The organism is Tahibacter soli, from assembly GCF_025717065.2.
GTDB lineage: Bacteria > Pseudomonadota > Gammaproteobacteria > Xanthomonadales > Rhodanobacteraceae > Tahibacter > Tahibacter soli.
The window spans coordinates 1-24,555 of record NZ_JAOVZO020000012.1 but is presented as its reverse complement, the minus strand read 5'-3'; the positions used below and the strand labels follow the sequence as shown (position 1 = coordinate 24,555).

Annotated in this window: 20 protein-coding genes and 2 pseudogenes; 20 read left to right on the top strand and 2 right to left on the bottom strand. The window is 67.0% G+C overall.

Annotated features, from left to right (window positions below; translation table 11 throughout):
• Positions 1-530 precede the first annotated feature (530 nt).
• The 15 genes and pseudogenes from OD750_RS08545 to lpxC all read left to right on the top strand — a co-directional run bounded on the left by OD750_RS08545 (position 531) and on the right by lpxC (position 17,327).
• Positions 531-977 carry a division/cell wall cluster transcriptional repressor MraZ gene (locus OD750_RS08545; protein ID WP_263543888.1) on the top strand — a complete coding sequence of 149 codons (447 nt, stop codon included), beginning with the start codon at positions 531-533 and terminating at the stop codon, positions 975-977.
• 34 nt (positions 978-1,011) lie between these two features.
• Positions 1,012-1,950, top strand: a complete 939-nt coding sequence (gene rsmH / locus OD750_RS08540; RefSeq protein ID WP_263543889.1) for a 16S rRNA (cytosine(1402)-N(4))-methyltransferase RsmH — start codon at positions 1,012-1,014, stop codon at positions 1,948-1,950.
• On the top strand, positions 1,947-2,219 hold the full coding sequence (gene ftsL, locus OD750_RS08535; protein WP_263543890.1) for a cell division protein FtsL: 273 nt from the start codon (positions 1,947-1,949) through the stop codon (positions 2,217-2,219). The genes rsmH and ftsL overlap by 4 nt, the downstream gene beginning before the upstream one ends.
• A gap of 116 nt (positions 2,220-2,335) precedes the next feature.
• A complete protein-coding gene (locus OD750_RS08530; protein ID WP_263543902.1) occupies positions 2,336-4,051 on the top strand; it encodes a peptidoglycan D,D-transpeptidase FtsI family protein in 1,716 nt (571 codons plus the stop codon).
• Positions 4,048-5,528, top strand: a pseudogene (locus tag OD750_RS08525) (UDP-N-acetylmuramoyl-L-alanyl-D-glutamate--2,6-diaminopimelate ligase). Before OD750_RS08530 ends, OD750_RS08525 begins: the two are co-directional and overlap by 4 nt.
• A pseudogene (locus tag OD750_RS08520) lies at positions 5,525-6,868 on the top strand (UDP-N-acetylmuramoyl-tripeptide--D-alanyl-D-alanine ligase); the annotation flags it as partial. The pseudogenes OD750_RS08525 and OD750_RS08520, both read left to right, overlap by 4 nt.
• Positions 6,869-6,874: 6 nt before the next feature.
• Positions 6,875-7,957, top strand: a complete 1,083-nt coding sequence (mraY, locus tag OD750_RS08515; protein ID WP_263543903.1) for a phospho-N-acetylmuramoyl-pentapeptide-transferase — start codon at positions 6,875-6,877, stop codon at positions 7,955-7,957.
• Positions 7,957-9,159, top strand: a complete 1,203-nt coding sequence (ftsW, locus tag OD750_RS08510; RefSeq protein WP_263543891.1) for a putative lipid II flippase FtsW — start codon at positions 7,957-7,959, stop codon at positions 9,157-9,159. Before mraY ends, ftsW begins: the two co-directional genes overlap by 1 nt.
• Entirely contained in the window at positions 9,156-10,241 is a 1,086-nt protein-coding gene (murG, locus tag OD750_RS08505) for an undecaprenyldiphospho-muramoylpentapeptide beta-N-acetylglucosaminyltransferase (protein WP_263543892.1), read from the top strand. The genes ftsW and murG overlap by 4 nt, the downstream gene beginning before the upstream one ends.
• Positions 10,238-11,683, top strand: a complete 1,446-nt coding sequence (gene murC, locus OD750_RS08500) for a UDP-N-acetylmuramate--L-alanine ligase (RefSeq protein ID WP_263543893.1) — start codon at positions 10,238-10,240, stop codon at positions 11,681-11,683. Before murG ends, murC begins: the two co-directional genes overlap by 4 nt.
• Entirely contained in the window at positions 11,683-12,615 is a 933-nt protein-coding gene (locus OD750_RS08495) for a D-alanine--D-alanine ligase (protein ID WP_272841891.1), read from the top strand. Before murC ends, OD750_RS08495 begins: the two co-directional genes overlap by 1 nt.
• Positions 12,612-13,376: a cell division protein FtsQ/DivIB gene (locus OD750_RS08490; RefSeq protein WP_263543894.1), complete on the top strand. Its 765-nt coding sequence runs from the start codon at positions 12,612-12,614 to the stop codon at positions 13,374-13,376. Before OD750_RS08495 ends, OD750_RS08490 begins: the two co-directional genes overlap by 4 nt.
• 3 nt (positions 13,377-13,379) lie before the next feature.
• Entirely contained in the window at positions 13,380-14,615 is a 1,236-nt protein-coding gene (gene ftsA / locus OD750_RS08485; protein WP_263543895.1) for a cell division protein FtsA, read from the top strand.
• 195 nt (positions 14,616-14,810) lie between these two features.
• Positions 14,811-15,995 (top strand): cell division protein FtsZ, encoded by a 1,185-nt coding sequence (gene ftsZ, locus OD750_RS08480; protein ID WP_263543896.1) that lies wholly within the window; start codon positions 14,811-14,813, stop codon positions 15,993-15,995.
• 420 nt (positions 15,996-16,415) lie between these two features.
• Complete coding sequence (gene lpxC, locus OD750_RS08475; RefSeq protein WP_263543897.1) at positions 16,416-17,327, top strand: UDP-3-O-acyl-N-acetylglucosamine deacetylase; 912 nt, start codon at positions 16,416-16,418, stop codon at positions 17,325-17,327.
• Positions 17,328-17,393: 66 nt separating this feature from the next.
• Here the strand turns inward: lpxC and OD750_RS08470 are convergent, their stop codons facing one another.
• Positions 17,394-17,858: a DciA family protein gene (locus tag OD750_RS08470; protein WP_263543898.1), complete on the bottom strand. Its 465-nt coding sequence runs from the start codon at positions 17,856-17,858 to the stop codon at positions 17,394-17,396.
• A 29-nt stretch (positions 17,859-17,887) separates the two neighbouring features.
• On the opposite strand from OD750_RS08470, the gene OD750_RS08465 reads away from it, so the two are divergent.
• The 3 genes from OD750_RS08465 (at position 17,888) to OD750_RS08455 (ending at position 22,949) form a co-directional block, all read left to right on the top strand.
• The gene (locus tag OD750_RS08465) at positions 17,888-18,826 is read left to right on the top strand and encodes a M23 family metallopeptidase (RefSeq protein ID WP_263543899.1); all 939 of its coding nucleotides are present in this window, start codon (positions 17,888-17,890) and stop codon (positions 18,824-18,826) included.
• A gap of 223 nt (positions 18,827-19,049) precedes the next feature.
• A complete protein-coding gene (gene secA / locus OD750_RS08460) occupies positions 19,050-21,773 on the top strand; it encodes a preprotein translocase subunit SecA (protein WP_263543900.1) in 2,724 nt (907 codons plus the stop codon).
• Positions 21,774-21,983: 210 nt separating this feature from the next.
• Positions 21,984-22,949: a Nudix family hydrolase gene (locus OD750_RS08455; protein WP_263543901.1), complete on the top strand. Its 966-nt coding sequence runs from the start codon at positions 21,984-21,986 to the stop codon at positions 22,947-22,949.
• A 130-nt stretch (positions 22,950-23,079) separates the two neighbouring features.
• Here the strand turns inward: OD750_RS08455 and OD750_RS08450 are convergent, their stop codons facing one another.
• Positions 23,080-23,484: a hypothetical protein gene (locus OD750_RS08450; RefSeq protein WP_272841890.1), complete on the bottom strand. Its 405-nt coding sequence runs from the start codon at positions 23,482-23,484 to the stop codon at positions 23,080-23,082.
• A 227-nt stretch (positions 23,485-23,711) separates the two neighbouring features.
• Between OD750_RS08450 and OD750_RS08445 the strand changes: the two genes are divergently transcribed.
• Together OD750_RS08445 and OD750_RS08440 are read left to right on the top strand one after the other, a co-directional pair.
• A complete protein-coding gene (locus tag OD750_RS08445; RefSeq protein WP_272841888.1) occupies positions 23,712-23,915 on the top strand; it encodes a hypothetical protein in 204 nt (67 codons plus the stop codon).
• A 117-nt stretch (positions 23,916-24,032) separates the two neighbouring features.
• On the top strand, positions 24,033-24,555 hold a 523-nt coding region (locus OD750_RS08440; protein WP_272841887.1), incomplete at its 3' end, for a transposase.

Genomic DNA, 24,555 nt, shown 5'->3' with positions numbered 1-24,555 from the left:
AGTGCGATGACGGCGTGTTGGCGTGTCGGGTCGCAACTCTGAGGACTGACAGTGTTCTGTCCATTCTGTTGGTCGAGATTGGGAGCGGATCGCCCGATCGAGACGTGTCGTCAAGTAAGCGCCAGCGGTTAAGCACGCCGCCTAGGCGGCACGACGTACACCTTCGGCGCGATCGCGGGCGCGTGCGCCGCGCCTGTTGCAGATGATCGGCAAGGGCGCATTCGACGTTATCGAATGTCGATTTAGGGCTTAGAGAAAGTCTTCGTTTGGATTGTGCGCATTCCGACAGGAGTGAGACCGACCTCTCATTACGTCAACTTATCGCGCAGACCTTTCCCAATCTATACCCCCAACATCCCCCCAAGAAACAACACCTTAGCCCGCCTTCCTCACAAAACACCCCAAAACTTCACAAAACTTCCCCAAGTCCCTTGATCCGTAACGGAAATTTTCCTTGACAGGGGGTGGGAGCGCGACTACTGTCCGCCCAGGTGTGAAATCGTGGGAATTTGTGGGGTGAGGGAGGGGCCGTGTTCCAGGGCGAGAGCGCCATCACGATCGACGAGAAGGGGCGGCTTGCCGTGCCTACGAGCTTTCGTGAGCAGATCGCCAAGGTCTGCGGCGGCCGCCTGGTGTTCACCTACAACCCCTTCGAGCTTGGATCTTTGTGGCTTTTCCCGGTCGGCGAGTGGGAAACGCTGCGCGATCAGGTCAACGCGCTGCCCGGCGTCAAGGCCGTGCACCGCGCGATGCAGATGAAGGTGGTCGGCGCCGCGGCGCACGTCGAGCTCGATTCGGCGGCCCGCATCCTCGTTCCCGCCAGTCAGCGCGCGGCGGTCGGCATCGATCGCAAGGCGGTTCTGCTCGGCATGGGCTCGAAGTTCGAGCTTTGGAGCGAGCAGGCGCATCTGGCCAAGATCCATCAGGTGATCGGCGAGGCCGACATCACCGAGGAAATGATGGATCTAAAACTATAGCGAACAGAACGGAATCGGCGGGGTGGGAGCTTAGGTGAAGTCGGAAACGCTCAAGCACGTCCCGGTGATGCTGGCAGAGGCAGTGGAAGCGCTCGCCGTGAAATCGAACGGAATCTATCTCGACGGCACCTTCGGGCGTGGCGGGCATGCTCGCGAGGTGTTGCGGCAGCTCGGCCCCGACGGCCGCCTGCTGCTCATGGACCGCGATCCTCTGGCGATCGCGACGGCCCGCGCGGAATTCGGGAACGACCCCCGCGTCGTCGTGCGTCACGGCAGTTTCGCCGCGCTCGCCGATTGGGCGGAGACGGAGAATGGCGTGGACGGAGTGTTGCTCGATCTCGGCGTTTCGTCGCCTCAGCTCGACGACCCGCAGCGCGGCTTCAGCTTCATGGCCGACGCGCCGCTGGATATGCGCATGGATACGACGCAGGGCGAAAGCGCTGCGGACTTTCTCGCGCGCGCCTCCGAAACTGACATCGCCAACGTCCTCTACACCTACGGCGAAGAGCGCATGAGCCGCCGCATCGCCAAGCGCATCGTCGAACGCCGCGCGACCGAACCGCTGCGCGGCACGGCCGACCTCGCCGATCTCGTCGCCGGCGCCATCGGCCGCCGCGAGCCGGGCAAGCATCCGGCCACGCGCACGTTTCAGGCGCTGCGCATCGCGGTGAACGGCGAACTCGACGCGCTCGAAACCGGCCTCGCCGGCGCGCATGCGCGGCTGCGCGCGGGCGGCCGTCTGTCGGTCATCAGCTTTCACTCGCTCGAAGACCGCATCGTCAAGCAGTTCATCCGCACGCATTCGCAACCCGCGCCGATGCCGCGCGGTCTGCCGCGCGGCCTGCCGGCGCCGGCCGCCGCGGCGCCGACGTTGAAAGCCATCGGGTCGGCACAGTTTCCGTCCGAGGCCGAGCTTGCCGTCAACCCGCGCGCCCGCAGCGCGGTGCTGCGCGTGGCGGAGAAGCTGCCATGAAGCGCGTCGGCTTCTTTTTCTTCGCGATGCTGCTGGCCGCGGTCATCGCGAGCGGCGTGGCGGTGGTCTATCAGCGCCATCAGGGCCGCACGCTGTTCGTCGAGCTCACGCGGCTCAACCGCGAGCGCGACGAGATGAATTTCGAATACGGCCGCCTGCAGCTCGAGCAATCGACGTGGGCGGAACCCAATCGCATCGAGCAGGTCGCGCGCGGCCAGCTCGGCATGGTCGGCGCGCTGCCGGCCGAAACGGTCGTGATCCGCCGATGAGCAAAAACCTCAACCGCAAGCGTCCGTCGAACGAGCCCAGCGCCATCGCGCTGGGCTTGCGCGCGGCTACGCGTACGCGGCCGGTGAATCTGCGCGGCCGTCTGTCGACCGTGTTGATGCTGCTCGCGCTCGCGTCGACCGGCCTCGTCGTGCGCGCGGTCGATCTGCAGGTGGTGCGCAAGGATTTCTATCAGGGCCAGGGCGATGCGCGCTATCTGCGCGAGGTGCCGATTCCGGTGTCGCGCGGCACGATCACCGACCGCAACGGCGAGCCGCTGGCGGTGTCGACGCCGGTCGAGTCGATCTGGGCGAATCCGCAGGAGCTGCTGCAGCATCCCGAGCGCGTGCCGGAACTGGCGCAGGCGCTCGGCGTCGACGCCGACCAGCTGAAGCAGAAGCTCGACCAGCGCGCCGACAAGGAATTCATCTATCTCAAGCGGCATCTGAATCCGGATGACGCGAAAGCCATCGTCGAGCGCGAAATTCCGGGGGTGAATTCGCAGCGCGAATTTCGCCGCTACTACCCGAGCGGCGAAGTGGCCGCGCACGTGCTCGGCTTCACCAACATCGACGACCGCGGCCAGGAAGGCCTGGAACTCGCGTTCGACGAATGGCTGGCCGGCAAGCCGGGCGCCAAGCGCGTGATTCGCGACCGCCTCGGGCACATCGTCGAGAACGTGGAAATGCTGCGCGAGCCGCAGCCGGGCCGCGATCTTGCGTTGTCGATCGACCGCCGCATTCAATATCTCGCGTACCGCGAGCTGAAGGAAACGCTGCTCGAATGGCGCGCGACGTCGGGTTCGATGGTGGTGCTCGATGCGCAGACGGGCGAGATTCTCGCGGCCGTCAACCAGCCGTCGTACAACCCGAACGCGATCAACAACGGCGAAACGTCGAACCGCCGCAACCGCGCGCTGACCGATCTGATCGAGCCGGGCTCGACGATGAAGACGTTCACGATCGCCGCGGCGCTCGAAAGCGGCAAGTGGAAGCCGAACTCGCCGATCGATACGACGCCGGGCAACATATCGGTCGGCGGCTATCTGATTCGCGACACGCATAATAAAGGTCTGATGGATCTGACCGGCGTGCTCACGTTCTCGTCGAACGTCGGCGCGGTGAAGGTGGCCACCACGCTGCCGAACGAGCATCTGTACGACGTGTTCAAGCGCTTCGGTTTCGGCGAGAGCACCGGCAGCGGTTTTCCGGGCGAGTCGGCCGGCGTGCTGCCGGCGCCGAAAAGCTGGGGCGTCACCGAGAAGGCGACCATTTCGTACGGCTACGGTCTTTCCGTGACGCCGCTGCAGCTCGCGCAGGCTTACGCCGTGGTCGCGAACGGCGGGCGGCTGCGTCCTCCGACGTTCGTGAAGGGCGCGCTCAATCCCGACAGCGCGGTGCTCGACCCGACGATCGCGCGCACGCTGATCGACATGCTCGAAACGGTGATCACGCCGCGCGGCACGGCGTTGAAAGCGGCTGTGCGCAACTATCGCGTCGCGGGCAAGACCGGCACGTCGCGCAAGGCCGTCGCGGGCGGATACGAAAGCCGCTACGTGTCGGTGTTCGCGGGCATGGTGCCGGCGTCGAATCCGCGGCTCGTGGGCGTGGTGGTGATCCACGAACCGCAGGGCCGGTACTACGCGGGCCTCGTGGCCGCGCCGGCGTTTTCGAAGACGATGGACGGCGCGCTGCGCCTGTTGGACGTTCCGCCCGACAACGTCGCGCACTGGTACGCCGACGGCGACGGCTCGTGGGCGCCGGTCGAGGCCGGCAACGCCGCGCCGGACTACGCGCCGGGCGAAACCAACTATGAAGAAGGAGTGCCGCAATGAGCGCTCCGATGCGGCTGCACGACCTGATCGGTGCCGAGGCCGGTCGCTACGGCGATATCGCCGTGCGCGGTTTGTCGCTCGACTCGCGCGCGGTCGGCGCGGGCGAGGCGTTCGTCGCGCTCCAGGGCACGACGGCGCACGGCATCTCGTTTGCCCCGGCGGCGTTGGCGCGGGGCGCCTCGGTCGTGCTGGCCGAGTCCCCTTCGCCACCCGCCTCTTTTTTTCCGCGCTGCCCGGCGACGCGCCGGTGCTGTGGCTCGAGGACTTGCGCGAACGCGCGGGCGGCATCGCCGCGCGCTTCCACGGCGAACCGTCGCGCGCGCTGCGCCTCGTCGGCGTGACCGGCACGAACGGCAAGACCTCGACCGTGCAGCTGCTCGCGCAGGCGCTGACGCACCTCGGCGCGACGGCCGCGACGATCGGCACGCTCGGCGCGGGTCTGCACGGCCATGTGGTCGAAGGCGAGCGCACGACGCCCGACGCGATCCGCCTGCAGGGCATGCTCGCGGAATTCCGCGACGCGGGCGCGGGCTACGTCGCGATGGAAGTGTCGTCGCACGCGCTGGAGCAGGGCCGCGTCAACGCGGTCGGTTTTCGCGCGGCGGTGTTCACGAATCTCACGCGCGACCATCTCGACTACCACGGCACGATGGAAGCCTACGGCGCGGCGAAGGCGAAGCTGTTCGCGTGGCCGGGTCTGAAACACGCGATCGTCAACGTCGACGACGCGTTCGGCCGCACGCTCGCGGCGAGCATCGAAGGCGCCGCGTCGATCACGACCGGCGTCGACAGCGCCGATGCGCAGGTGCGCGCGACGAACATCGTCACGAGCACGGCCGGCATCCGTTTCGATCTCGTCACGCCGTGGGGCTCGGCGACGGTGCGAACCGCGCTGCTCGGGCGCTTCAACGTGGCGAACCTGCTCGGCGTCATCGCGACGCTGGCGGCGCTCGGCTTTGAATTCGACGCGATCGTTTCGACGATCGCCAGGCTCGAACCCGTGGCCGGCCGCATGAACCGCCTCGGCGGCGACGACGCGCTACCGCTCGTCGTGGTCGACTATTCGCACACGCCCGATTCGCTCGAACAGGCGCTCACGAACCTGCGCGCGCACTGCGACGGCACGCTGTACTGCGTGTTCGGCTGCGGCGGCGACCGCGATGCGGGCAAGCGTCCGATCATGGGCGCGATCGCCGAACGTCTGGCCGACGTGGCGATCGTCACCGACGACAATCCGCGCAGCGAAAACGGCGACGCGATCGCCGCGGCCGTCGTCGCGGGTTTCGCCGACGCGTCGCGCGCGATCGTCGTGCGCGACCGCGCGCGCGCCATCGCGCAGGCGGTGCGCGCCGCGCGGCCGGGCGACGTCGTGCTGATCGCCGGCAAGGGTCACGAGCCGTACCAGGAAATCGCCGGCCGCAAGCTGCCGTTCGACGATCTCATCGAGGCGCGCAAGGCGCTGGAGGTGCACGCATGAGCCTGCGCCTGCAAGACGTCGCGACGTGGACGCAGGGCCTGCGCAGCGGGCCGGACGTGCCGCTGGCCGGCGTCAGCACCGATACGCGCAAGATCGCGCCGGGCGATTTGTTCGTCGCGCTCGTCGGCGAGAAGTTCGACGCGCACGATTTCGTCGGCCAGGCGAAGGCGGCCGGCGCCGCGGCCGCGCTCGTCAAGCGCCGCGTCGACGTCGATCTGCCGCAAGTGATCGTCGCCGACACCGAGCGCGCGCTCGGCGATCTCGCGAGCGCGGTGCGCGCGCAGCGCCATGCGCGCGTGATCGGCATCACGGGTTCGAACGGCAAGACGACGGTGAAGACGCTCACGGCGTCGATCGTCAAGCGCCACGACGCGCATACGCACGTCAACCCGGGCAATCTCAACAACGAAATCGGCCTGCCGCTCACGCTGCTCGCGATGCCGGCCGACACGGCGTACGCCGTGCTCGAAATGGGCGCCGGCAAGCCGGGCGACATCGCGTATCTCGCGGCGATCGCGCGGCCCGATGTCGGCCTCGTCAACAACATCGCGTCGGCCCATCTCGAACGCATGCTGACGGTCGACGGCATCGCGCAGACGAAGGGCGCGGTGTACGAGGCGCTGCCGGCCGACGGCGTCGCGCTGATCAATGCGGACGATGCGTTTGCGCGCTATTTCACGGCTCTCGCCGGTTCGCGCCGGATTCTGCGTTTCGGTTTCGCCGCGGGCAGCGACGTGACGGCCGCCGACGTGAAGCTCGGCGAGCGCTCGCTGTTCACGCTCGTCACGCCGGCCGGCCGTACGCCGGTCGACCTGCCGCTGCCGGGCCGCCACAACGTGTCGAACGCGCTGGCCGCGGCGTCGATCGCGATCGCGCTGGGCGTGCCGCTCGCGACGATCCGTGCGGGGCTCGAACAGGCGCCGACCGTGGCGGGCCGCCTCGTGCGCCACGTCGGCGTCGCGGGCTGGACGCTGATCGACGACAGCTACAACGCGAACCCGGGCTCGACCGCCGCGGCGATCGCGACGCTTGCGCTCGAAGCGGGCGAGGCGTGGCTCGTGCTCGGCGACATGAAGGAACTGGGCGCCGACGGCGAACGCCTGCACGCGGAAATCGGCGCGCTGGCGAAGGCGAGCGGCATCGCGCGGCTGTTCACGGTGGGGCCGCTCGCGCACGCGGCGAGCCGCGCGTTCGGGCCGGGCGCGCGTCACTACGAGAATCAATCCGAATTGATCGAAACCCTGCGGCGCGAACTCGCGCCGGGAGTGCGTTGCCTGGTGAAAGGGTCGCGTTCTTCGGCGATGGATCGCGTCGTCGCGGCCGTGTTGGGAAATGGGGAAGCTCGCATGCTGCATGAACTCGCCGAATGGCTGACGCCGCACATCAGCGGTTTTCGCCTTTTCCAGTATTTGACGTTTCGCGCGATCATGGCGACGCTGACCGCGCTCGCCGTGTCGCTGCTCGTCGGCCCCGGCATGATCCGCCGCCTCGCCGAACTGAAGGCCGGGCAGGTGGTGCGCCAGGACGGTCCGCAGTCGCATCTGTCGAAGGCCGGCACGCCGACGATGGGCGGCGCGCTGATCATCGCGGCGATCGTCGCGTCGACCGTGCTCTGGGCCGATCTGCACAACCGCTACGTGTGGCTCGTGATTGCCGTGACGCTCGTGTTCGGCGCGATCGGCTTCTACGACGACTACAAGAAGCTCGTGCTGAAAGACAGCCGCGGCCTCGCCGCGCGCTGGAAGTATCTGTGGCAGTCGGTCGGCGGCCTCGGTGCCGCGCTGTTCCTGTATCACACGGCCGACGTGCCGGCCGCGACGCAGCTGTACCTGCCGCTGTTTCGCGAGGTCGCGCTGCCGATGGGCGTGCTGTTCGTCGTGGTCGGCTATTTCATGATCGTCGGATTTTCCAACGCGGTGAATCTCACCGACGGCCTGGACGGTCTTGCGATTCTGCCGAGCGTGATGGTCGCCTCGGCGCTCGGCGTGTTCGCGTATCTCGCGGGCAACGCGGTGTTTTCGAACTATCTGCAGATTCCGGCGATTCCGGGGTCGGGCGAGCTCGTGATCTATTGCGGCGCGCTCGCCGGCGCGGGCCTCGGCTTTCTGTGGTTCAACACGTATCCGGCGCAGGTGTTCATGGGCGACATCGGCGCGCTCGCGATCGGCGCGGCGCTCGGCACGATCGCGGTGATCGTGCGCCAGGAACTGGTGCTGCTGATCATGGGCGGCGTGTTCGTGATCGAGACGGCGTCGGTGATGCTGCAGGTGGCGAGCTTCAAGCTCACCGGCAAGCGCCTCTTCCGCATGGCGCCGATCCACCATCACTTCGAGCTCAAGGGCTGGCCCGAGCCGCGCGTGATCGTGCGGTTCTGGATCATCAGCGTGGTGCTCGTGCTGATCGGTCTTGCGACCTTGAAGGTGCGCTGATGACCGATACCGACGTCCAGACCCAGGCCATGCGCCGCAGCGAGCTGCCCGGTCGTTACGACCGCGGCCTGCTGCTGGCCGCGCTCGGCCTCGCGGGACTCGGCGTCGTCATGGTCGCGTCGAGTTCGATTCCGGTCGCCGACCAGGAACACATCGGCGCGATGTACTACCTGACGCGCCACCTCGTGTTTCTCGCGCTCGGCACCGTGCTCGCGACGATCGCGATGCGCACCGAACTCGAATGGGTCGAGCGCTACAGCTTTCTGCTGCTGCTGGTCGCGTTCGTGCTGCTGCTGTCGGTGTTCGTGCCGGGGCTCGGCATGAAGATCAACGGCGCGCGGCGCTGGATTCATCTCGGCATTTCGGGCTTTCAGCCGGTCGAAGCGGTGAAGCTGCTCCTGATCTGCTATCTCGCGAGCTATCTCGTGCGGCATCGCGAAAGCGTGCAGCGCAAGCTGTTCGGCGTGGTCAAGCCCGTGCTCGTCGCGGGCTTCACCGTGGCGTTGCTGCTCGCGCAGCCGGACTTCGGCTCCGCCGCGCTGATCGTCGCGACCACCATCGGCATGGTGTGGCTCGGCGGCGCGCGCATGCGCAATCTCGTGCTGCTCGGCACGCCGCTGATGCCGGCGCTCGCGTGGGCGGCGATGACCGAGGACTACCGCGTCAAGCGCCTCACGTCGTTCCTCGATCCGTGGGCCGATCCGTTCAACGACGGCTTCCAGCTCACGCAGGCGCTGATCGCGATCGGCCGCGGCGAGTGGTTCGGCGTCGGCCTCGGCGGTTCGGTGCAGAAGCTGTTCTACCTGCCCGAAGCGCATACCGACTTCATTCTCGCGGTGATCGCCGAAGAGCTCGGCCTCGCCGGCATCGTGCTCGTGATCGCGCTGTTCGGCTGGCTGTGCGGTCGCGGCCTGATGCTCGGCACGCGCGCGGTCGAGCGCGGGCTGTATTTCCAGGGCTACGTCGCGTACGGCGTGTCGCTGTGCATCGCGCTGCAGGCGATGGTGTCGATCGGCGTGAACCTCGGCGTGCTGCCGACGAAGGGCCTGACCTTGCCGCTGATCAGCTCCGGCGGTTCGTCGGTGATGATGACGTGCGCGATGGTCGGCGTGCTGCTGCGCGTGAGCTACGAGCTCGCGCGCGAGGAAGCGCGGTCGGCCGCGGTCGAGCGCGAGCGGCAGGAAACGGGAGTCTGGGCATGACGACCGTTTCCACCAGGCCCGTGCTGATCATGGCCGGCGGCACCGGCGGGCACATCTTCCCGGGCATCGCTGTGGCCGACGAATTGCGCCGCCGCGGCGTGCCGGTCGTGTGGCTCGGCGCGAACGGCGGTCTCGAAACCGAACTCGTGCCGAAGGCCGGCGTCGCGATCGAAACGATCGCGATCGGCGGCGTGCGCGGCAAGGGCATCGCGACGCTCGTGCAGGCGCCGCTGCGCATCGCGCGCGCGGTGCTCGCGGCGCGCGCGGTGGTCAAGCGCCTCGCGCCGCGCAGCGTGCTGTCGATGGGCGGCTACGCGGCGGGGCCGGGCGGCATCGCGGCGTGGCTCGCGGGCTTTCCGCTCGTGGTGCACGAACAGAACCGCGTGCCCGGCGTGACGAACAAGGCGCTCGCGCGCGTCGCGCGCCGCGTGCTTGCCGGTTTCGCCGATGCTTTTCCGTTAATGCAGAAGTTGACTTGGGTAGGAAATCCCGTGCGTGCAGCGATTGCAGCGATTGCGCCGCCGAACGAACGCCTGGCCGGCCGCGCAGGCGCGCCGCGCCTGCTCGTGCTCGGCGGCAGCCTCGGCGCGCAGGCGCTGAACGCGCGCGTGCCGCAGGCGCTGGCGCAGCTGCCGGGCGAACGGCCGGAAGTGCGCCACCAGTGCGGCGCCAAGCATGCCGACGCCGCCCGCAAGGCGTATGCCGAAGCGGGCGTCGCCGCGTCGGTCGAACCGTTCATCGACGACATGGCCGGCGCGTACGCGTGGGCCGATCTCGTGGTGTGCCGCGCCGGCGCGCTGACGCTCGCGGAAGTCGCGGCGGCAGGCCTCGGCGCGATCCTCGTGCCGTTTCCGCACGCGGTCGACGATCACCAGACGCGCAACGCCGAGGCGTTCGTCACGGCCGGCGCCGCGGTGCTGCTGCAGGAAAAGAACACCGACGCCGCGACGCTCGCGCGCGAACTCGCCCGCCTGCTCGGCGATCGCGCGCAGCTCGTGCGCATGGGCGAGGCCGCGCGCACGCTCGCCAAGCCCGATGCCGCGGCGGCGATCGCCGACGTGTGCCTGGAGGTGGCCGCATGACCCCGCGCCGCCTCGCTCCGCACGACGACATCATGCACGCGTTCCGCCGCGTCCACTTCGTGGGCATCGGCGGCGTCGGCATGAGCGGCATCGCCGAAGTACTGCACAACCTCGGCTACGACGTGTCGGGCTCGGACAAGGCCGACACCGCGACGACGCGCCGCCTCGCCGCGCTCGGCATCCGCGTCGACCGCACGCACGACGCGGCGAACGTCGCCGACGCCGACGCGATCGTCGTGTCGAGCGCAATCAGGAAGGACAATCCCGAACTCGCCGCGGCGAACGCGCGGCGCATTCCGGTCGTGCCGCGCGCGGAAATGCTCGGCGAGCTGATGCGCTTTCGCCGCGGCATCGCGATCGCCGGCACGCACGGCAAGACGACCACGACGAGCCTGATGGCGAGCGTGCTCGGCGAGGCGGGCCTCGATCCGACGTACGTGATCGGCGGCCAGCTGACCGCGGCCGGCGCGAACGCGAAGCTCGGCACCGGCGAATACTTCGTGGCCGAGGCCGACGAGTCGGACGGTTCGTTCCTGATGCTCTCGCCGATGATCGCGATCGTGACGAACATCGACGCCGATCATCTTGAAAACTACAGCGGCGATTTCAACAACGTGAAGAAGGCGTTCGCCGACTTCCTGCACCGCCTGCCGTTCTACGGCCTCGCGGTGCTGTGCGTCGACGACGCGGAAGTGGCGGAACTCGCGCGCGCCACGCCGCGCACGGTGCTGACCTACGCGATCGACAATCCCGATGCCGACGTGCGCGCGACGAACGTGCGCCAGTTCGGCGCGCAGATGCTGTTCGACGTCGTGCTGCCCGAGCGCGACGAACCCGTGGTGGTGACGCTGAACCTGCCGGGCCGGCACAACGTGCTGAACGCGCTCGCGGCGATCGCGGTCGCGTGGCAGCTCGGGGTCGACGCCGACGCGATCCAGCGCGCGCTCGCGCAGTTCCAGGGCGTGGGCCGGCGCTTCCAGGCGCGCGGCGAAGTCGCGCTCGACGACGGCGGTCGCGCGCTCGTGGTCGACGACTACGGCCATCACCCGCGCGAACTCGCCGCGGTGTTCGCCGCGGCGCGCGGCGGCTGGCCCGAAAAGCGGCTCGTGGTCGCGTTCCAGCCGCACCGCTACTCGCGCACGCGCGACCTGCTCGACGACTTCGCCAAGGTGCTGGCCGACGTCGACGTGTTGGTGCTCAGCGAGGTGTATCCGGCCGGCGAGGCGCCGATCGCGAACGCCGATTCGCGCGCGCTGGCGCGTGCCGTACGTGCGCGCGGCAAGGTCGATCCGGTGCTGGTGGATCACCCGCGCGATCTGAAGAACGTGTTGCCGGCGCTGCTGCGCGACGGCGATCTCCTGCTCCTGATGGGCGCCGGCGACATCGGCGCGAGCGCGGTGGACATCGCCGCGCGGGGCGAACTGAAGACGAAGGTTTCTTGATGCGCATCGCTGATCCCAAATTGTTCGGTCGCGTCGCGGTGGCACTCGGCGGCAACTCCGCCGAACGCGAGGTGTCGCTGAACTCCGGCCGCAACGTGCTCGAGGCGCTGCGCGCGCGCGGCGTCGACGCGCATCCGGTCGACGGCATTCCGGCGCTGCTCGACGCGTTGCGCGCCGGCCACTTCGCGCGCGTGTTCAACATCCTGCACGGCCGCGGCGGCGAAGACGGCGTGCTGCAGGGGGCGCTGCAGTCGCTCGGCGTGCCGTACACCGGCTCGGGCGTGCTCGGCTCGGCGCTGACGATGGACAAGGTGCGCACGAAAGAAGTGTGGATCGCGCGCGGCCTGCCGACGCCGCGCTTCGCCGCGTTCAAGAAGGGCGACGACATCGCGCAGGCGATCGCGGCGCTCGGGTTTCCGGTCGTGGTGAAGCCGTCGCACGAAGGTTCGAGCGTCGGCATCACGCGCGTGTACTCGGCCGACGACCTGCCGGCCGCGATCGAACTCGCGGCGCGCTACGACGGCGAGCTCCTGATCGAGCAGCTGATCGAAGGCGGCGAATACACCGTCGGCATTCTCGACGGCGAGGCGCTGCCGTCGATCCACATCGTGCCGAAGGGCGAGTTCTACGATTACCACGCGAAATACGTGGCCGAAGACACGCAGTACCTGTGCCCGGGCCTCGACGGCGACGCCGAGCGCAACATGCGCGCGCTGGCGCTTGCCGCGTTCGAGACGTCCGGCGCGTCGGGCTGGGGCCGCGTCGACTTCATGCGCGACGGCGCGGGCAACAACTACCTGCTCGAAGTGAACACGACGCCGGGCATGACGAGCCACTCGCTCGTGCCGAAGGCGGCCCGCGCCGTGGGCATCTCGTTCGAAGACCTGTGCTGGCGGATTCTCGAAACGAGTTTCGCGAGGGAGGCGACATGAAAGGCGGTTTCGTCTTGCGCATGACCGCGTGGTCGATCGCGTTGACGCTCGTTGCGCTGCCGCTCGTCGGCCTGCTCAACGGGTGGTTCGCGGCCGACCGCTGGCCGGTGCGCAAGCTCGAAATGCAGGCGGAGTTCGCGAACGTCAGCGGCGAGCAGATTCGCGCCGCCGCGGCGCCGGCGATCGGCGTCGGCTTCTTCGCGGTCGATCTCGCCGAAGTGCAGCGCGCGGTCGCGCAGCTGCCGTGGGTCGAGAAGGTCGAGGCGCGCAAGCTGTGGCCCGAAACGATCGTGCTGCGCGTGTACGAGCAGCGTCCGTACGCGCACTGGGGCCCCGACCGCCTGATCGGCCGCGACGGCAAGATTTTCAAAGTTCCCGGTGTGGAATTGATCCAGGGACTGCCGCAGCTGTCGGGTCCGGACGATCGCCTCGGCGACGTGATCCGCTTCCACGCCGACGCGGGCAAGCTCATGACCGGCTCGGGCCTCGCGGTCGCCGGCGTCGACCTGTCCGCGCGCGGCAGCTGGACCGTCGTGCTCGACAGCGGCGCGCGCATCGTGCTCGGCACCGAGCAGGCGGCCGAACGCCTGAAGCGCTTCGTCGAGGTGTATCCGCGCGTCGCGGCGGGACACGTCGGCACGTTCGAATACGCCGATCTTCGCTACAGCAACGGCTTCGCGATGAAGTGGCCGACGGCCGCGGACGCGCCGCCGGCCCCGCAGCCAGCGCCTGCGCCCGCGGCACCGACCGGAGACGCCTGACGCATGAACCGCAAGAACGAGAAATCGCTGATCGTGGGCCTCGACATCGGCACGTCCAAGACCGTGGCGATCGTCGGCGAATACCTGCCCGGCGATCCGGTCGAGATCATCGGCGTCGGTTCGCACGCGTCGCGCGGCTTGAAGCGCGGCGTGGTCGTCGACATCGAATCGACGGTGTCGTCGATCCAGCGCGCGGTCGAGGAGGCCGAGCTGATGGCCGGCTGCGAAATCCGCTCGGTGTACGCGTCGATCTCGGGCAGCCACATCAAGGACGAGAACTCGCACGGCACCGCGCCGATCCGCGAGCGCGAAGTCACCGTGGCCGATCTGGACGCCGTGCTCAACGCCGCGAGCGCGCTGGCGATCCCGGGCGACCGCTGGGTGCTCTACAAGGAGCCGCAGGAATATCTGATCGACGGGCAGGAAGGCATACGCAATCCCGTCGGCATGTCGGGCGTGCGCCTGGAAGCGAGCGTGCATCTCGTGACCGGCGCGGCGAGCGCGGCGCAGAACATCATGAAGTGCATCCAGCGCTGCGGCCTCGCGGTCGACGAACTGGTGCCGTCGGCGATCGCGTCGGCGCGCGCGGTGCTGACGCAGGACGAGCGCGATCTGGGCGTGTGTCTCGTCGACATCGGCGCCGGCACGACCGATCTTGCGATCTACACGCAGGGCGCGATCCGCCACACCGCGGCGCTGCCGATCGGCGGCGACCAGGTGACGAACGACATCGCGCAGTTCGTGCGCACGCCGACCGCGAACGCCGAGGAAATCAAGATCCGCTACGCGTGCGCGCTGGCGCAGCTGGCGACCGCGGAAGAAACGATCCAGGTGCCGAGCGTCGGCGATCGTCCGCCGCGGCGCCTCGCGCGCCAGACGCTCGCCGAGGCGGTGCAGCCGCGCTACGAGGAAATCTTCGAGATGGTGCAGGCCGAACTGCGCCGCTCGGGCCTCGAGGAACTGACGCGCGCCGGCATCGTGCTCTCGGGCGGCGGCGCGAAGATGGAAGGCGTGGTCGAACTCGCCGAAGAACTCTTCCACATGCCGGTGCGCCTGGGCGTGCCGCAGCACGTGAGCGGTCTGTCCGACGTCGTCTCCAATCAGATTCACGCCAGCGGCGTGGGCCTTCTGCTGTACGGCGCGCGCCGCGAAGCGGTGCGCAGGCCGCCGGGCACGGGCGTCGCGCGCGTCGGCGGCGCCTGGAGCAAGGTGATGAACTGGTTCAAAGGAAATTTCTAGAAAAATACAGAACGTGGCGACCGGCGCGTTCCCTGATGCGCCGGACGGGGTAGGAGGGCCATGGCAGGAGCCGTGGCGCGATGCGCAGGCATCGCAACCGAAGAACGCGCCTGTTCTTCGCAGAGCCGGCGGCGCAAGGAGCGCCGAGCGGCGAGAACGACCCGCTCGTATAAACCGGAGGATGGGAGAAAAACTATGTTTGAGCTCGTAGAAAGACTGGCTCCGAACGCCGTGATCAAGGTGATCGGCGTCGGCGGCGGCGGCGGCAACGCCGTGGCGCACATGGTGCAGCAGCACGTCGAGGGCGTGGACTTCGTCTGCGCGAACACCGACGCGCAGGCGATCAAGAACAGCGGCGCGAAGTTCTCGCTGCAGCTCGGCGCGAACGTGACCAAGGGCCTCGGTGCCGGCGCGAATCCGGAAGTCGGCCGCCAGGCCGCGCTCGAAGATCGCGAACGCATCGTCGAGATGCTGACCGGCGCCGACATGGTGTTCATCACCGCCGGCATGGGCGGCGGCACGGGCACGGGCGCCGCACCCGTGGTCGCGCAGCTCGCCAAGGAAATGGGCATCCTGACGGTCGCGGTGGTCACCAAGCCGTTTCCGTTCGAAGGCCGTCGCCGCATGCAGGTGGCGCTCAAGGGCATCGAGGATCTCGGCCAGCACGTCGATTCGCTGATCACCGTGCCGAACGAGAAGCTCCTGACCGTGCTCGGCCGCGACGTGACGCTGCTGTCGGCGTTCAAGCAGGCCAACGACGTGCTGCTCGGCGCGGTGCAGGGCATCGCCGACCTGATCACGCGTCCCGGCCTCATTAACGTCGACTTCGCCGACGTGCGCACCGTGATGTCCGAAATGGGCATGGCGATGATGGGCACGGGTTCGGCGCGCGGCGACGATCGCGCGGTGGCCGCGGCCGAGTCGGCGATCAACAATCCGCTGCTCGAGGACGTCAACCTCGCCGGTGCGTGCGGCATTCTCGTCAACGTGACGGCAGGCCCGAACCTGACGATGCGCGAGTTCGACGAGATCGGCCAGGTGATCCACGGCTTCGCCAGCGAAGACGCGACCGTGGTGATCGGCACCGCGCTCGATCCGGAACTGCAGGACGAGGTGCGCGTGACCGTTGTGGCGACCGGCCTCAACCGTGCCGCGGCGCGTGTGGCGTCGCCGCGTCATCACAAGGAAGAACCGACGCTGCGTCCGCGCCTCGTGCTGCGTACCGGCACCGGCAACGAAGTGGTCGACTACGCGCAGCCGCAGGTCCGCGTCGCGGGTCCGGCCGCGCGCCAGGCGACGGTGGCGGAAGCGGCGGCTTCGGCGGAGCCGGCGATGGACTATCTCGACATTCCGGCGTTCCTGCGTCGGCAGGCCGACTGACGTGCGCGGGGCGTGACGCCCCGTGCGCAATTTCGACAACCCGCGGCGCAAGCCGCGGCCGGCGGCGCATCCCCTGCGCGACCGGAAACCATCGCACGGCGACGGCGAAAGGCGCCGCCGTCGCTGCCATCCCGCCTCCGATCGGGCGGCATGCGCACCGCATGCCGCCTGCTTTTCGCCCTTCACGCACGTTACGGTTTGCAACGATCCAGGGCTTCGTGGAACCATGCCCGGGCGGTCGGGTCTTCACGCCGGTACGACATTTGCAACTTTCGACGCTTCGTCAGCCGCGGGCACGAGTTGTTGTAAATTAGCCACAGACTTGTGGGCCGGGCGCGTCGTTTTGCTTTTCTGTCATAAAGCCCTGTGCTAGCATCCGACCCGTTTTTGTTGGCTCCTGCCCCAGGGGTTAAAAAAAGAATGATCAGACAACGCACGCTCAAGAACGTCATCCGGGCGACAGGCGTAGGCATCCACACGGGCGAGAAGGTCTATATGACGCTTCGCCCGGCTGCGGTCGACACCGGTATCGTGTTCCGCCGCGTCGACCTGCCGACCCCGGTCGAAATCCACGCCCGCGCCGAAAACGTCGGCGACACCAGCCTGTCGAGCACGATCGTCAAAGGAACGACGCGCGTATCGACGGTCGAACATTTGCTCTCCGCGATGGCCGGCCTCGGCATCGACAACGCCTATGTCGACCTCTCGGCCTCCGAAGTGCCCATCATGGACGGCAGCGCCGGTCCGTTCGTATTCCTGCTGCAGTCGGCGGGCATCGAAGAACAGGACAAGGCCAAGCGCTTCATCCGCATTAAGAAGCCGCTGCGCGTCCAGGACGGCGACAAGTGGGCGCGCTTCGAGCCGTTCGACGGCTTCAAGGTGGGCTTCTCGATCGATTTCAATCACCCGATCTTCACGAAGAAGACGTCGGTCGCCGAAATCGACTTCTCGACCACCTCGTTCGTCAAGGAAGTCTCGCGTGCGCGCACGTTCGGCTTCATGCGCGATATCGAAATGCTCAGGGAACGTAACCTCGTCCTGGGTGGATCGATGGACAACGCGATCGTGCTCGACGATTATCGGGTCCTCAACGAGGACGGTCTGCGCTACGAGGACGAATTCGTCAAACACAAGATCCTCGACGCGATCGGCGATTTGTATCTGCTCGGACACAGCCTCATCGGCGCGTTCTACGGCCACAAGTCGGGACACCAGTTGAACAATCGCCTGCTGCGTACGCTGCTGGCGGATGAAAGCGCGTGGGAAGAGGTCTGTTTCGACGACCCCGCCACCGCGCCCATTTCCTACGCCCATCCTGCCCAGGCGCTGTAGGAAACGAACCACCGGGGTGTGCAGCCACGCACCCGGTGGTGCGGCGAAGGACGCCGCGCCCAGGAACTAAGAATCTTCGGCAAGGGATGCCAGTCGCAGATAAAGGGCCCTTAATTCGGGGTCTGCCAGAGTCAGCGCCGCCTGCTTCAAATGCTCGGCGGTGGTGTGGGAAAGAGGCTTCCGCCTTGTCGTTTCCGGGGGAACGGACGGCAAGGGTGCCACTTTGACGGTGAAGGACTTGAACTCCTTGCCGAGCACCCTGCGTGCTTCGGCCAGGATCTGGGTCTGGTGAAGCTTGAGCTTCGCCGCCCAGGCCGAGGAATTCGCCAGAAAAACAACGCGTCCATCCTTGACGTCGGCCAGGCAGCAATGCGGGCGGACGGCAGGGGGAAGCGCGAGGCGCAATTGAATATCCAGCGTTTCCAACGCTCGCGCACGCTCCATGAGCGCCGCGACGGGGAAACTCTCGCCGACGGATTTGGGGCCGGACTGCGAGCGTCGTGTTGAGGCGACTGGCGGTTTGGATTGCATCGCGGAAACCTAGGCAGACAAAAACTGGCATGAACATCATAATCGTCGCCAAGCCGCACGCTGTACCGAAGACCATCGATCTCGGAAATTGGCGTACACGTTTGAAATGCTGCGCGATCCTCGGCTCCGCCGCCGTGGCTTGCGCACTGGTCGGGGTCAGCGTCGCCTATCTGGTGGCCGGACCCAAGGCCCGTACGATCGCCGAAGTGCGCGAACTGCGCGAAGAAAGCTCGGCGCAACTGCAGGAACTCGACAAGCTCAAGACCGTCACGCAGCGCGATCTCAACGCGCTGGCCGTCAAACTCGGCGAACTGCAGGCCCAGGCGACACGCCTGAATGCGCTCGGCGAACGCCTGACGCGCGCCGGCAAGCTCGACGACGGCGAATTCAACTTCGCCGAGGCGCCCGCGATCGGCGGTCCGGAAGAGAGCCAGATGGTCGGCCACGCCGCCGCACCGGAGCTGCAAGGCTCGATCGACGAGCTGAAAGACCGCTTCAGCCGCCAGCAGGCGCAGCTCGAAGTGCTGGAAAACCTTCTGCTCGACCGCAAGGTCGATTCCAATCTGCTGCCGACCGGCATGCCCGTCGATTCGGGCTATATCGCGTCCTACTTCGGCGGCCGTCCCGATCCGTTCAACGGCGCCAGCGCGTTCCACGCGGGCATCGACTTCGACGCGCCGACCGGCACCGACATCCATGCGGTGGCCGAAGGCGTCGTGACGTGGTCGGGCACGCGGCCGGGCTACGGCAACGTGGTCGAGGTCGACCACGGCAACGGCTACATGACCCGCTATGCGCACAATTCGAGCAATGTCGCTTCCGTCGGCCAGCGCGTCCGCGTCGGCGACACGATCGCCAAGGTCGGTTCGACCGGCCGTTCGACCGGCTCGCACGTGCATTTCGAAGTCTGGCTCAACGGCCGCGCGGTCAACCCGATCGCCTACGTGCGCAGCCAGCGCAAGGGCTGATATCGCCCCGCGCGGACGGCCCCCGGCCGTCCGCGCCAGCGCCGGCGCGCACCTTGAATCGCCGCCCGCGCGACCCATCCTCCTTTTTCGAGCGCCGCCGCCGGTTTATCATTGCCGGTCGTCGTTGCGCCGTCCGCGGACGGCCACGGCGCTTTCGTTTCTTCTGCGCGTGCCCTCGGGGGGCGCCGCAGCCCGATCCACCTTCGCGAGTGTCTGATCTCCCATGTTCAACCGTCTGATGACGAGCCTTTTCGGCAGCCGCAACGAACGCGTGCTGCGCCAGCTCCAGAAAACCGTGGTGCAGATCAATGCGTTGGAGCCCGGACTGCAGAAGCTCAGCGATGCCGAACTGCGCGCCAAGACCGAGGAATTCCGGGAGCGCCTGAAAAACGGCCAGACGCTGACCGACGTGCTGCCCGAGGCGTTCGCGGTCGTCCGCGAAGCGTCGGTGCGCGTGCTCGGCCTGCGCCACTACGACGTGCAGATGATCGGCGGCATGGTGCTCAACGAGCGCCGCATCGCCGAAATGCGCACGGGCGAGGGCAAGACGCTCGTCGGCACGCTGCCGGTGTACCTCAACGCGCTCGAAGGCAAGGGCGTGCACGTCGTGACGGTGAACGACTACCTCGCGCGGCGCGACTCGAGCTGGATGGGCAAGCTGTACAACTTCCTCGGCATGAGCGTCGGCGTCGTCTACCCCGGCATGAATCATTCCGACAAGGGCGCCGCGTACGCCGCGGACATCACCTACGGCACGAACAACGAATTCGGCTTCGACTACCTGCGCGACAACATGGCGCTGTCGAAAGAACAGCGCTACCAGCGCGGCCTCAACTACGCGATCGTCGACGAAGTCGACTCGATCCTGATCGACGAGGCGCGCACGCCGCTGATCATCTCCGGTCCGTCGGAGGAATCGCCGCAGCTGTACGTCAAGATCAACCGCATCGTGCCCAAGCTCGCGCGTCAGGAGAAGGAAGACGGCGGCGGCGACTACTGGGTCGACGAAAAGCAGAAGCAGGTGCACCTGTCCGAAGAGGGCATGGAGCACGCCGAACAGCTGCTGCGCAAGGAAGGCATCATCGGCGAGGACGAGGGCCTGTACGACGCCAAGCACCTCGTCGTGGTGCATCACCTGAACGCCGCGATGCGCGCGAACACGCTGTACCAGCGCGACGTCGACTACATCGTGCGCGACGGCGAAATCATCATCGTCGACGAATTCACCGGCCGCACGCTGGCCGGCCGCCGTTGGTCCGACGGCCTGCACCAGGCGGTCGAGGCGAAGGAAGGCGTGCCGATCCAGCGCGAAAACCAGACGCTCGCGACGATCACGTTCCAGAACTATTTCCGCATGTATAAAAAGCTGGCCGGCATGACCGGTACGGCCGACACCGAGGCGTACGAATTCCAGCAGGTCTACGGCCTGGAATGCGTGGTGATCCCGACGCACCGCCCGATGGTGCGCAAGGATTCGCCGGACCTCGTGTTCTTGAAGCACCAGCCGAAGTGGAACGCGATCGTCGAAGACATCCGCGAGTGCCAGAAGCGCAAGCAGCCGGTGCTCGTCGGCACCGCGTCGATCGAAGCCTCGGAATTCCTGTCGCGCATGCTGCAGAAGGAAGGCGTCAAGCACGAGGTGCTCAACGCCAAGCAGCACGAGCGCGAAGCGCACATCGTCGCGCAGGCCGGCCGTCCGGGCGCGGTCACGATCGCGACGAACATGGCCGGCCGCGGCACCGACATCGTGCTCGGCGGCAGCCTCGAGGCGGAACTCGCCGAACTGCCGGCCGACGCGAAAGAGACCGAGCGCAACCGCATCAAGGACGAGTGGAAAAAGCGCCACGACGAAGTGCTCGCCGCCGGCGGCCTGCACATCGTCGGCACCGAACGCCACGAATCGCGCCGCATCGACAACCAGCTGCGCGGCCGTTCGGGCCGCCAGGGCGACCCGGGTTCGAGCCGTTTCTATCTGTCGCTCGAAGACAACCTCATGCGCATCTTCTCGCCCGACTGGGTATCGAAGTGGATGCAGATCTTCGGCATGAAGGAAGACGACGCGCTGGAAGACCGCATGGTCAGCCGGCAGATCGAAAAGGTGCAGCGCAAGGTCGAGCAGCACAACTTCGACATCCGCAAGAACCTGCTCGAATTCGACGACGTCGCCAACGACCAGCGCAAGGTGATCTACGAGCAGCGCAACGAACTGCTCGACCAGGACGATTTCGCCGACACCGCGCTCGCGATCCGCAACGACGTGTTCGCCGACATCTCGCGCTCGTTCGTGCCCGAGCATTCGATCGACGAGCAGTGGGACATCCCCGGTCTCGAGCGCAAGCTCGCCGACGACTTCGGCATCGAACTCGACCTGCGCGCGTGGCTCAACACGCAGCAGGAAGCCGACGCGAAGGACGTTCAGGAGCACGTGCAGCAGGCGGTCGACCGCTACTTCCGCGAACGCGAGGCGATGCTCGGTTCCGACGTCATGCGCGCGCTCGAAAAGCACGTGATGCTCAACACGTTGGACAACTGCTGGAAGGAGCACCTGGCGAGCATGGACTACCTGCGCCAGGGCATCTATCTGCGCGGCTATGCGCAGAAACAGCCGAAGCAGGAGTTCAAGCGCGAATCGTTCGAGCTGTTCCAGACGATGCTCGATCGCATCAAGAACGAAACGACGATGCTGCTGGCGCGGGTGCGCATCCGCAGCGAAAACGAAATGCAGCAGCTCGAAGACGAGCAGCGCCGCGCGCAGCAGCAGGCGCCGCTGAACTTCGCGCATGCCGAAGCGAGCGGTTTCGCGAGCGAAGGCGAACTCCTGGCCGCGACCGCTGCGGCGACCGGCCCGGTCGACGTGACGCACGACGGCCCGAAGGTGGGCCGCAACGATCCGTGTCCGTGCGGCTCGGGCAAGAAGTACAAACAGTGCCACGGCAGGCTCGCCTGATGGGCCCGGACCCTAGTAGACGCCCCTCTGCCGACGGCAGAGGGGGCTCTGAAAAGCCCTCTCCCCCGCGCTCGCGCGGGGAGAGGGTTGGGTGAGGGGGCGACGTCGGGTGCTTCGTCGATATCGACGCAGCGCGACACGCCACCCCCTCACCCCGACCCTCTCCCCCAAGCGAGCTTGGGGGAGAGGGAGTCATTCGGAGCGCGCGGCATGAACGCGACGCTCGACGCCGAATCGACGACCGGCATGATCCATGTCGTTGCCGCCGCCTTGGTCGACGCCGAGGGCCGCGTGCTGCTCGCGCAGCGCCCGCCCGGCAAGCACCTCGCCGGCTATTGGGAATTTCCGGGCGGCAAGGTTGAGCCGGGCGAAGACCCGATCGACGCGCTGCGCCGCGAAATCCGCGAAGAGATCGGCGTCGACATCGGCGACGCGACGCGCCTCATCGCCGTGCCGTGGCGCTATCCCGGCAAGACGATCCTGCTCGACGTCTACCGCGTCGACGACTTCCACGGCGTGCCGCATTCGTGCGAAGGCCAGCCGCTGAAGTGGATGCCGCTGTTGTCGCTCGACCCCGACGAAATGCCGGCGGCTGACCACCCGGTGATCCACGCGCTACATCTGCCGCCGACGTATCTCGTGACGCCGGAACCTGGCGACGACGACGCGGCGTTCCTCGACCGGCTCGACGCGGCGCTCGACCGCGGCGTGCGGTTGGTGCAGCTGCGCGCGAAAGCGCTCGACGAAGCGCGCCTGATCCCGCTCGCCCGCGAAGCGCTGCGGCGCGTACGCGCCGCCGGCGGGCAACTGCTGATCAACAGCCGTTTCGACCTCGTCGAAGAACTCGGCCTCGACGGCGTGCACCTGACGGCGGCGCAGTTGCGACGCCTCGACGAACGGCCGCTGTCGCGACAGCGGTGGGTTGCCGCGTCGTGCCACGACGCGGAAGAACTCGCATTGGCGCAAAAGCTCGATGTGGATTTCATCGCGTTTGCGCCGGTCGCCGCGACCGCGAGCCACCCCGGCGCGATGCCGGCCGGCTGGAACGCGTTCGAACGCTTCTGCGCGGCGAGCACGGCGCCGGTTTATGCGTTGGGTGGGATGCGTCAAGAGGACGTTGAACGCGCGCGGGCGTTGGGTGGGCAGGGGATTGCGGGGATTTCGGGGTTGTGGTGACTTCGGTCGATGGCGCGCGAGCAAATGGCGCCCACCACAGTCGATTTCTAGAGGATTTCTGACCCGAGTTGGGCGCGGGAAGCCCACGCCCAACCTTTTCGAAGTGAGTTCCGTAGAGCGCTAAATTGGTCTACCCGCCGCAATTATGAGTTCGGAAGCTCAACGCTATCTCGCGGTCTCCGGCCACCACCGCTTTGAAGACATCACCTTCAAATTCCAGGTTCGAAATGTTCTGAATACTCGTGGCCCAAAGGACTCGGTTTAACATCTTGCCTTTTAGTTCGCCTGTATACAGAACGACATTCCAAACGGGAAGACCGGAGCTGGTGCTCGTTGCCATTGCGAAATGCCGGCATCCGGCGTCGACATTTGACGCGACCAGCACTCCGATTCCTGCCAGTCTGCCAAGGTCGTTCAACTTCGACAGCTCCATTTTTTCCTGCGTCGGCAACTCTGGAAATTCTTGGCTCCACGTCGTGCTAGATACGAGGGCGCCGATAATAAGCGTGGCGCGCGTCAGCGGTTTGGCGCACATAAATATCCACACTCCTCGTTGTAGTTGTATTTTGGATAGCTTCGGTCCGCGCGTTCGGAATTGGGTTTGGGGTTTCCGGAAGCGCCCAGGTTTGTAGCCCGGCTAAGCCTGGTTTGTGTGCGACTTCGGACACCCAAAGTTCGGAAGAATCCGAGGCCGGAAGAATCCGAGACATCTCAAAGCGTCCGGCCGATGCGCGGCCGTGGACTTCGCGCGATCCTGTCGGCATGACGATCGCTCGAATGCACATAGTCGATGCGCACACCGCCGGCACCTATCATGTTGTCTCGCGCTGCGTTCGGCGCGCGTGGCTGTGTGGCGTGGATCCGCTGACGGGCAACGACTACTCGCATCGCAAGCGCGGGATCGAGGAACGCATCTTCGCCCTTGCGGCGCAGTTCGCCGTCGCGATCTACGCGTACGCGGTATGAGCAATCACGTGCACCTCATTATCGGCGTCGACCCTGAAGCGGCGCTTCGGGGCACCTCGAAAAACCTCCCGCATTGTCGTAGGTTCGTAGCCGCCGCCCTAGCGAGGTAAGCCAAGCATGATCAGCCTGTTCGCCGGAGAAGAACGCTCGGCCAAGCGCGACCGGCTGGGCGACCCGCTGCAAGTGTTGGATCGGCACATCGACTTCGCGGCGCTGGCCAAGGCGGTCGATGCAAAGCTGGTGATCGGCGATGCCGGTCGCGGCGGTCGTCCGCCGTATCCGACGGAGCTGATGATCCGGTTGCTGGTTGTGCAGAACTTGTACAACTTGTCGGACGATGCGATGGAGTATCAGTTGCTGGATCGGGCGAGTTTCCAGCGCTTCGCCGGTCTTGAGCAAAGTGGTCGAGTGCCGGATGCCAAGACGTTGTGGGTATGGCGCGAGCGGCTCAAGAAGCAGGATCTGATCGGCGATATCAGCGAAGCGGTGGGCCGGCAGCTTGCGCAGGCGGGATTCATTGCGCGGGGTGGCCAGATCATCGACGCGAGCATCGTGACGGTGCCGATTCAGCGCAACCGGCGCGATGAGAACGAGGCGATCGGTCGCGGCGAGGTACCGCCGGACTGGAGCGCGAAACAGA

Bases quoted from the DNA above. Each gene is read 5' to 3' on its own strand.
- ftsL (WP_263543890.1), top strand. From the start codon at position 1,947: ATGAAGCGCGTCGGCTTCTTTTTCTTCGCGATGCTGCTGGCCGCGGTC.
- OD750_RS08530 (WP_263543902.1), top strand. From the start codon at position 2,336: ATGCTGCTCGCGCTCGCGTCGACCGGCCTCGTCGTGCGCGCGGTCGAT.
- mraY (WP_263543903.1), top strand. From the start codon at position 6,875: ATGCTGCATGAACTCGCCGAATGGCTGACGCCGCACATCAGCGGTTTT.
- ftsW (WP_263543891.1), top strand. From the start codon at position 7,957: ATGACCGATACCGACGTCCAGACCCAGGCCATGCGCCGCAGCGAGCTG.
- murG (WP_263543892.1), top strand. From the start codon at position 9,156: ATGACGACCGTTTCCACCAGGCCCGTGCTGATCATGGCCGGCGGCACC.
- murC (WP_263543893.1), top strand. From the start codon at position 10,238: ATGACCCCGCGCCGCCTCGCTCCGCACGACGACATCATGCACGCGTTC.
- OD750_RS08495 (WP_272841891.1), top strand. From the start codon at position 11,683: ATGCGCATCGCTGATCCCAAATTGTTCGGTCGCGTCGCGGTGGCACTC.
- OD750_RS08490 (WP_263543894.1), top strand. From the start codon at position 12,612: ATGAAAGGCGGTTTCGTCTTGCGCATGACCGCGTGGTCGATCGCGTTG.
- ftsA (WP_263543895.1), top strand. From the start codon at position 13,380: ATGAACCGCAAGAACGAGAAATCGCTGATCGTGGGCCTCGACATCGGC.
- ftsZ (WP_263543896.1), top strand. From the start codon at position 14,811: ATGTTTGAGCTCGTAGAAAGACTGGCTCCGAACGCCGTGATCAAGGTG.
- lpxC (WP_263543897.1), top strand. From the start codon at position 16,416: ATGATCAGACAACGCACGCTCAAGAACGTCATCCGGGCGACAGGCGTA.
- OD750_RS08470 (WP_263543898.1), bottom strand. From the start codon at position 17,858: ATGCAATCCAAACCGCCAGTCGCCTCAACACGACGCTCGCAGTCCGGC.
- OD750_RS08465 (WP_263543899.1), top strand. From the start codon at position 17,888: ATGAACATCATAATCGTCGCCAAGCCGCACGCTGTACCGAAGACCATC.
- secA (WP_263543900.1), top strand. From the start codon at position 19,050: ATGTTCAACCGTCTGATGACGAGCCTTTTCGGCAGCCGCAACGAACGC.
- OD750_RS08455 (WP_263543901.1), top strand. From the start codon at position 21,984: ATGAACGCGACGCTCGACGCCGAATCGACGACCGGCATGATCCATGTC.
- OD750_RS08450 (WP_272841890.1), bottom strand. From the start codon at position 23,484: ATGTGCGCCAAACCGCTGACGCGCGCCACGCTTATTATCGGCGCCCTC.
- OD750_RS08445 (WP_272841888.1), top strand. From the start codon at position 23,712: ATGACGATCGCTCGAATGCACATAGTCGATGCGCACACCGCCGGCACC.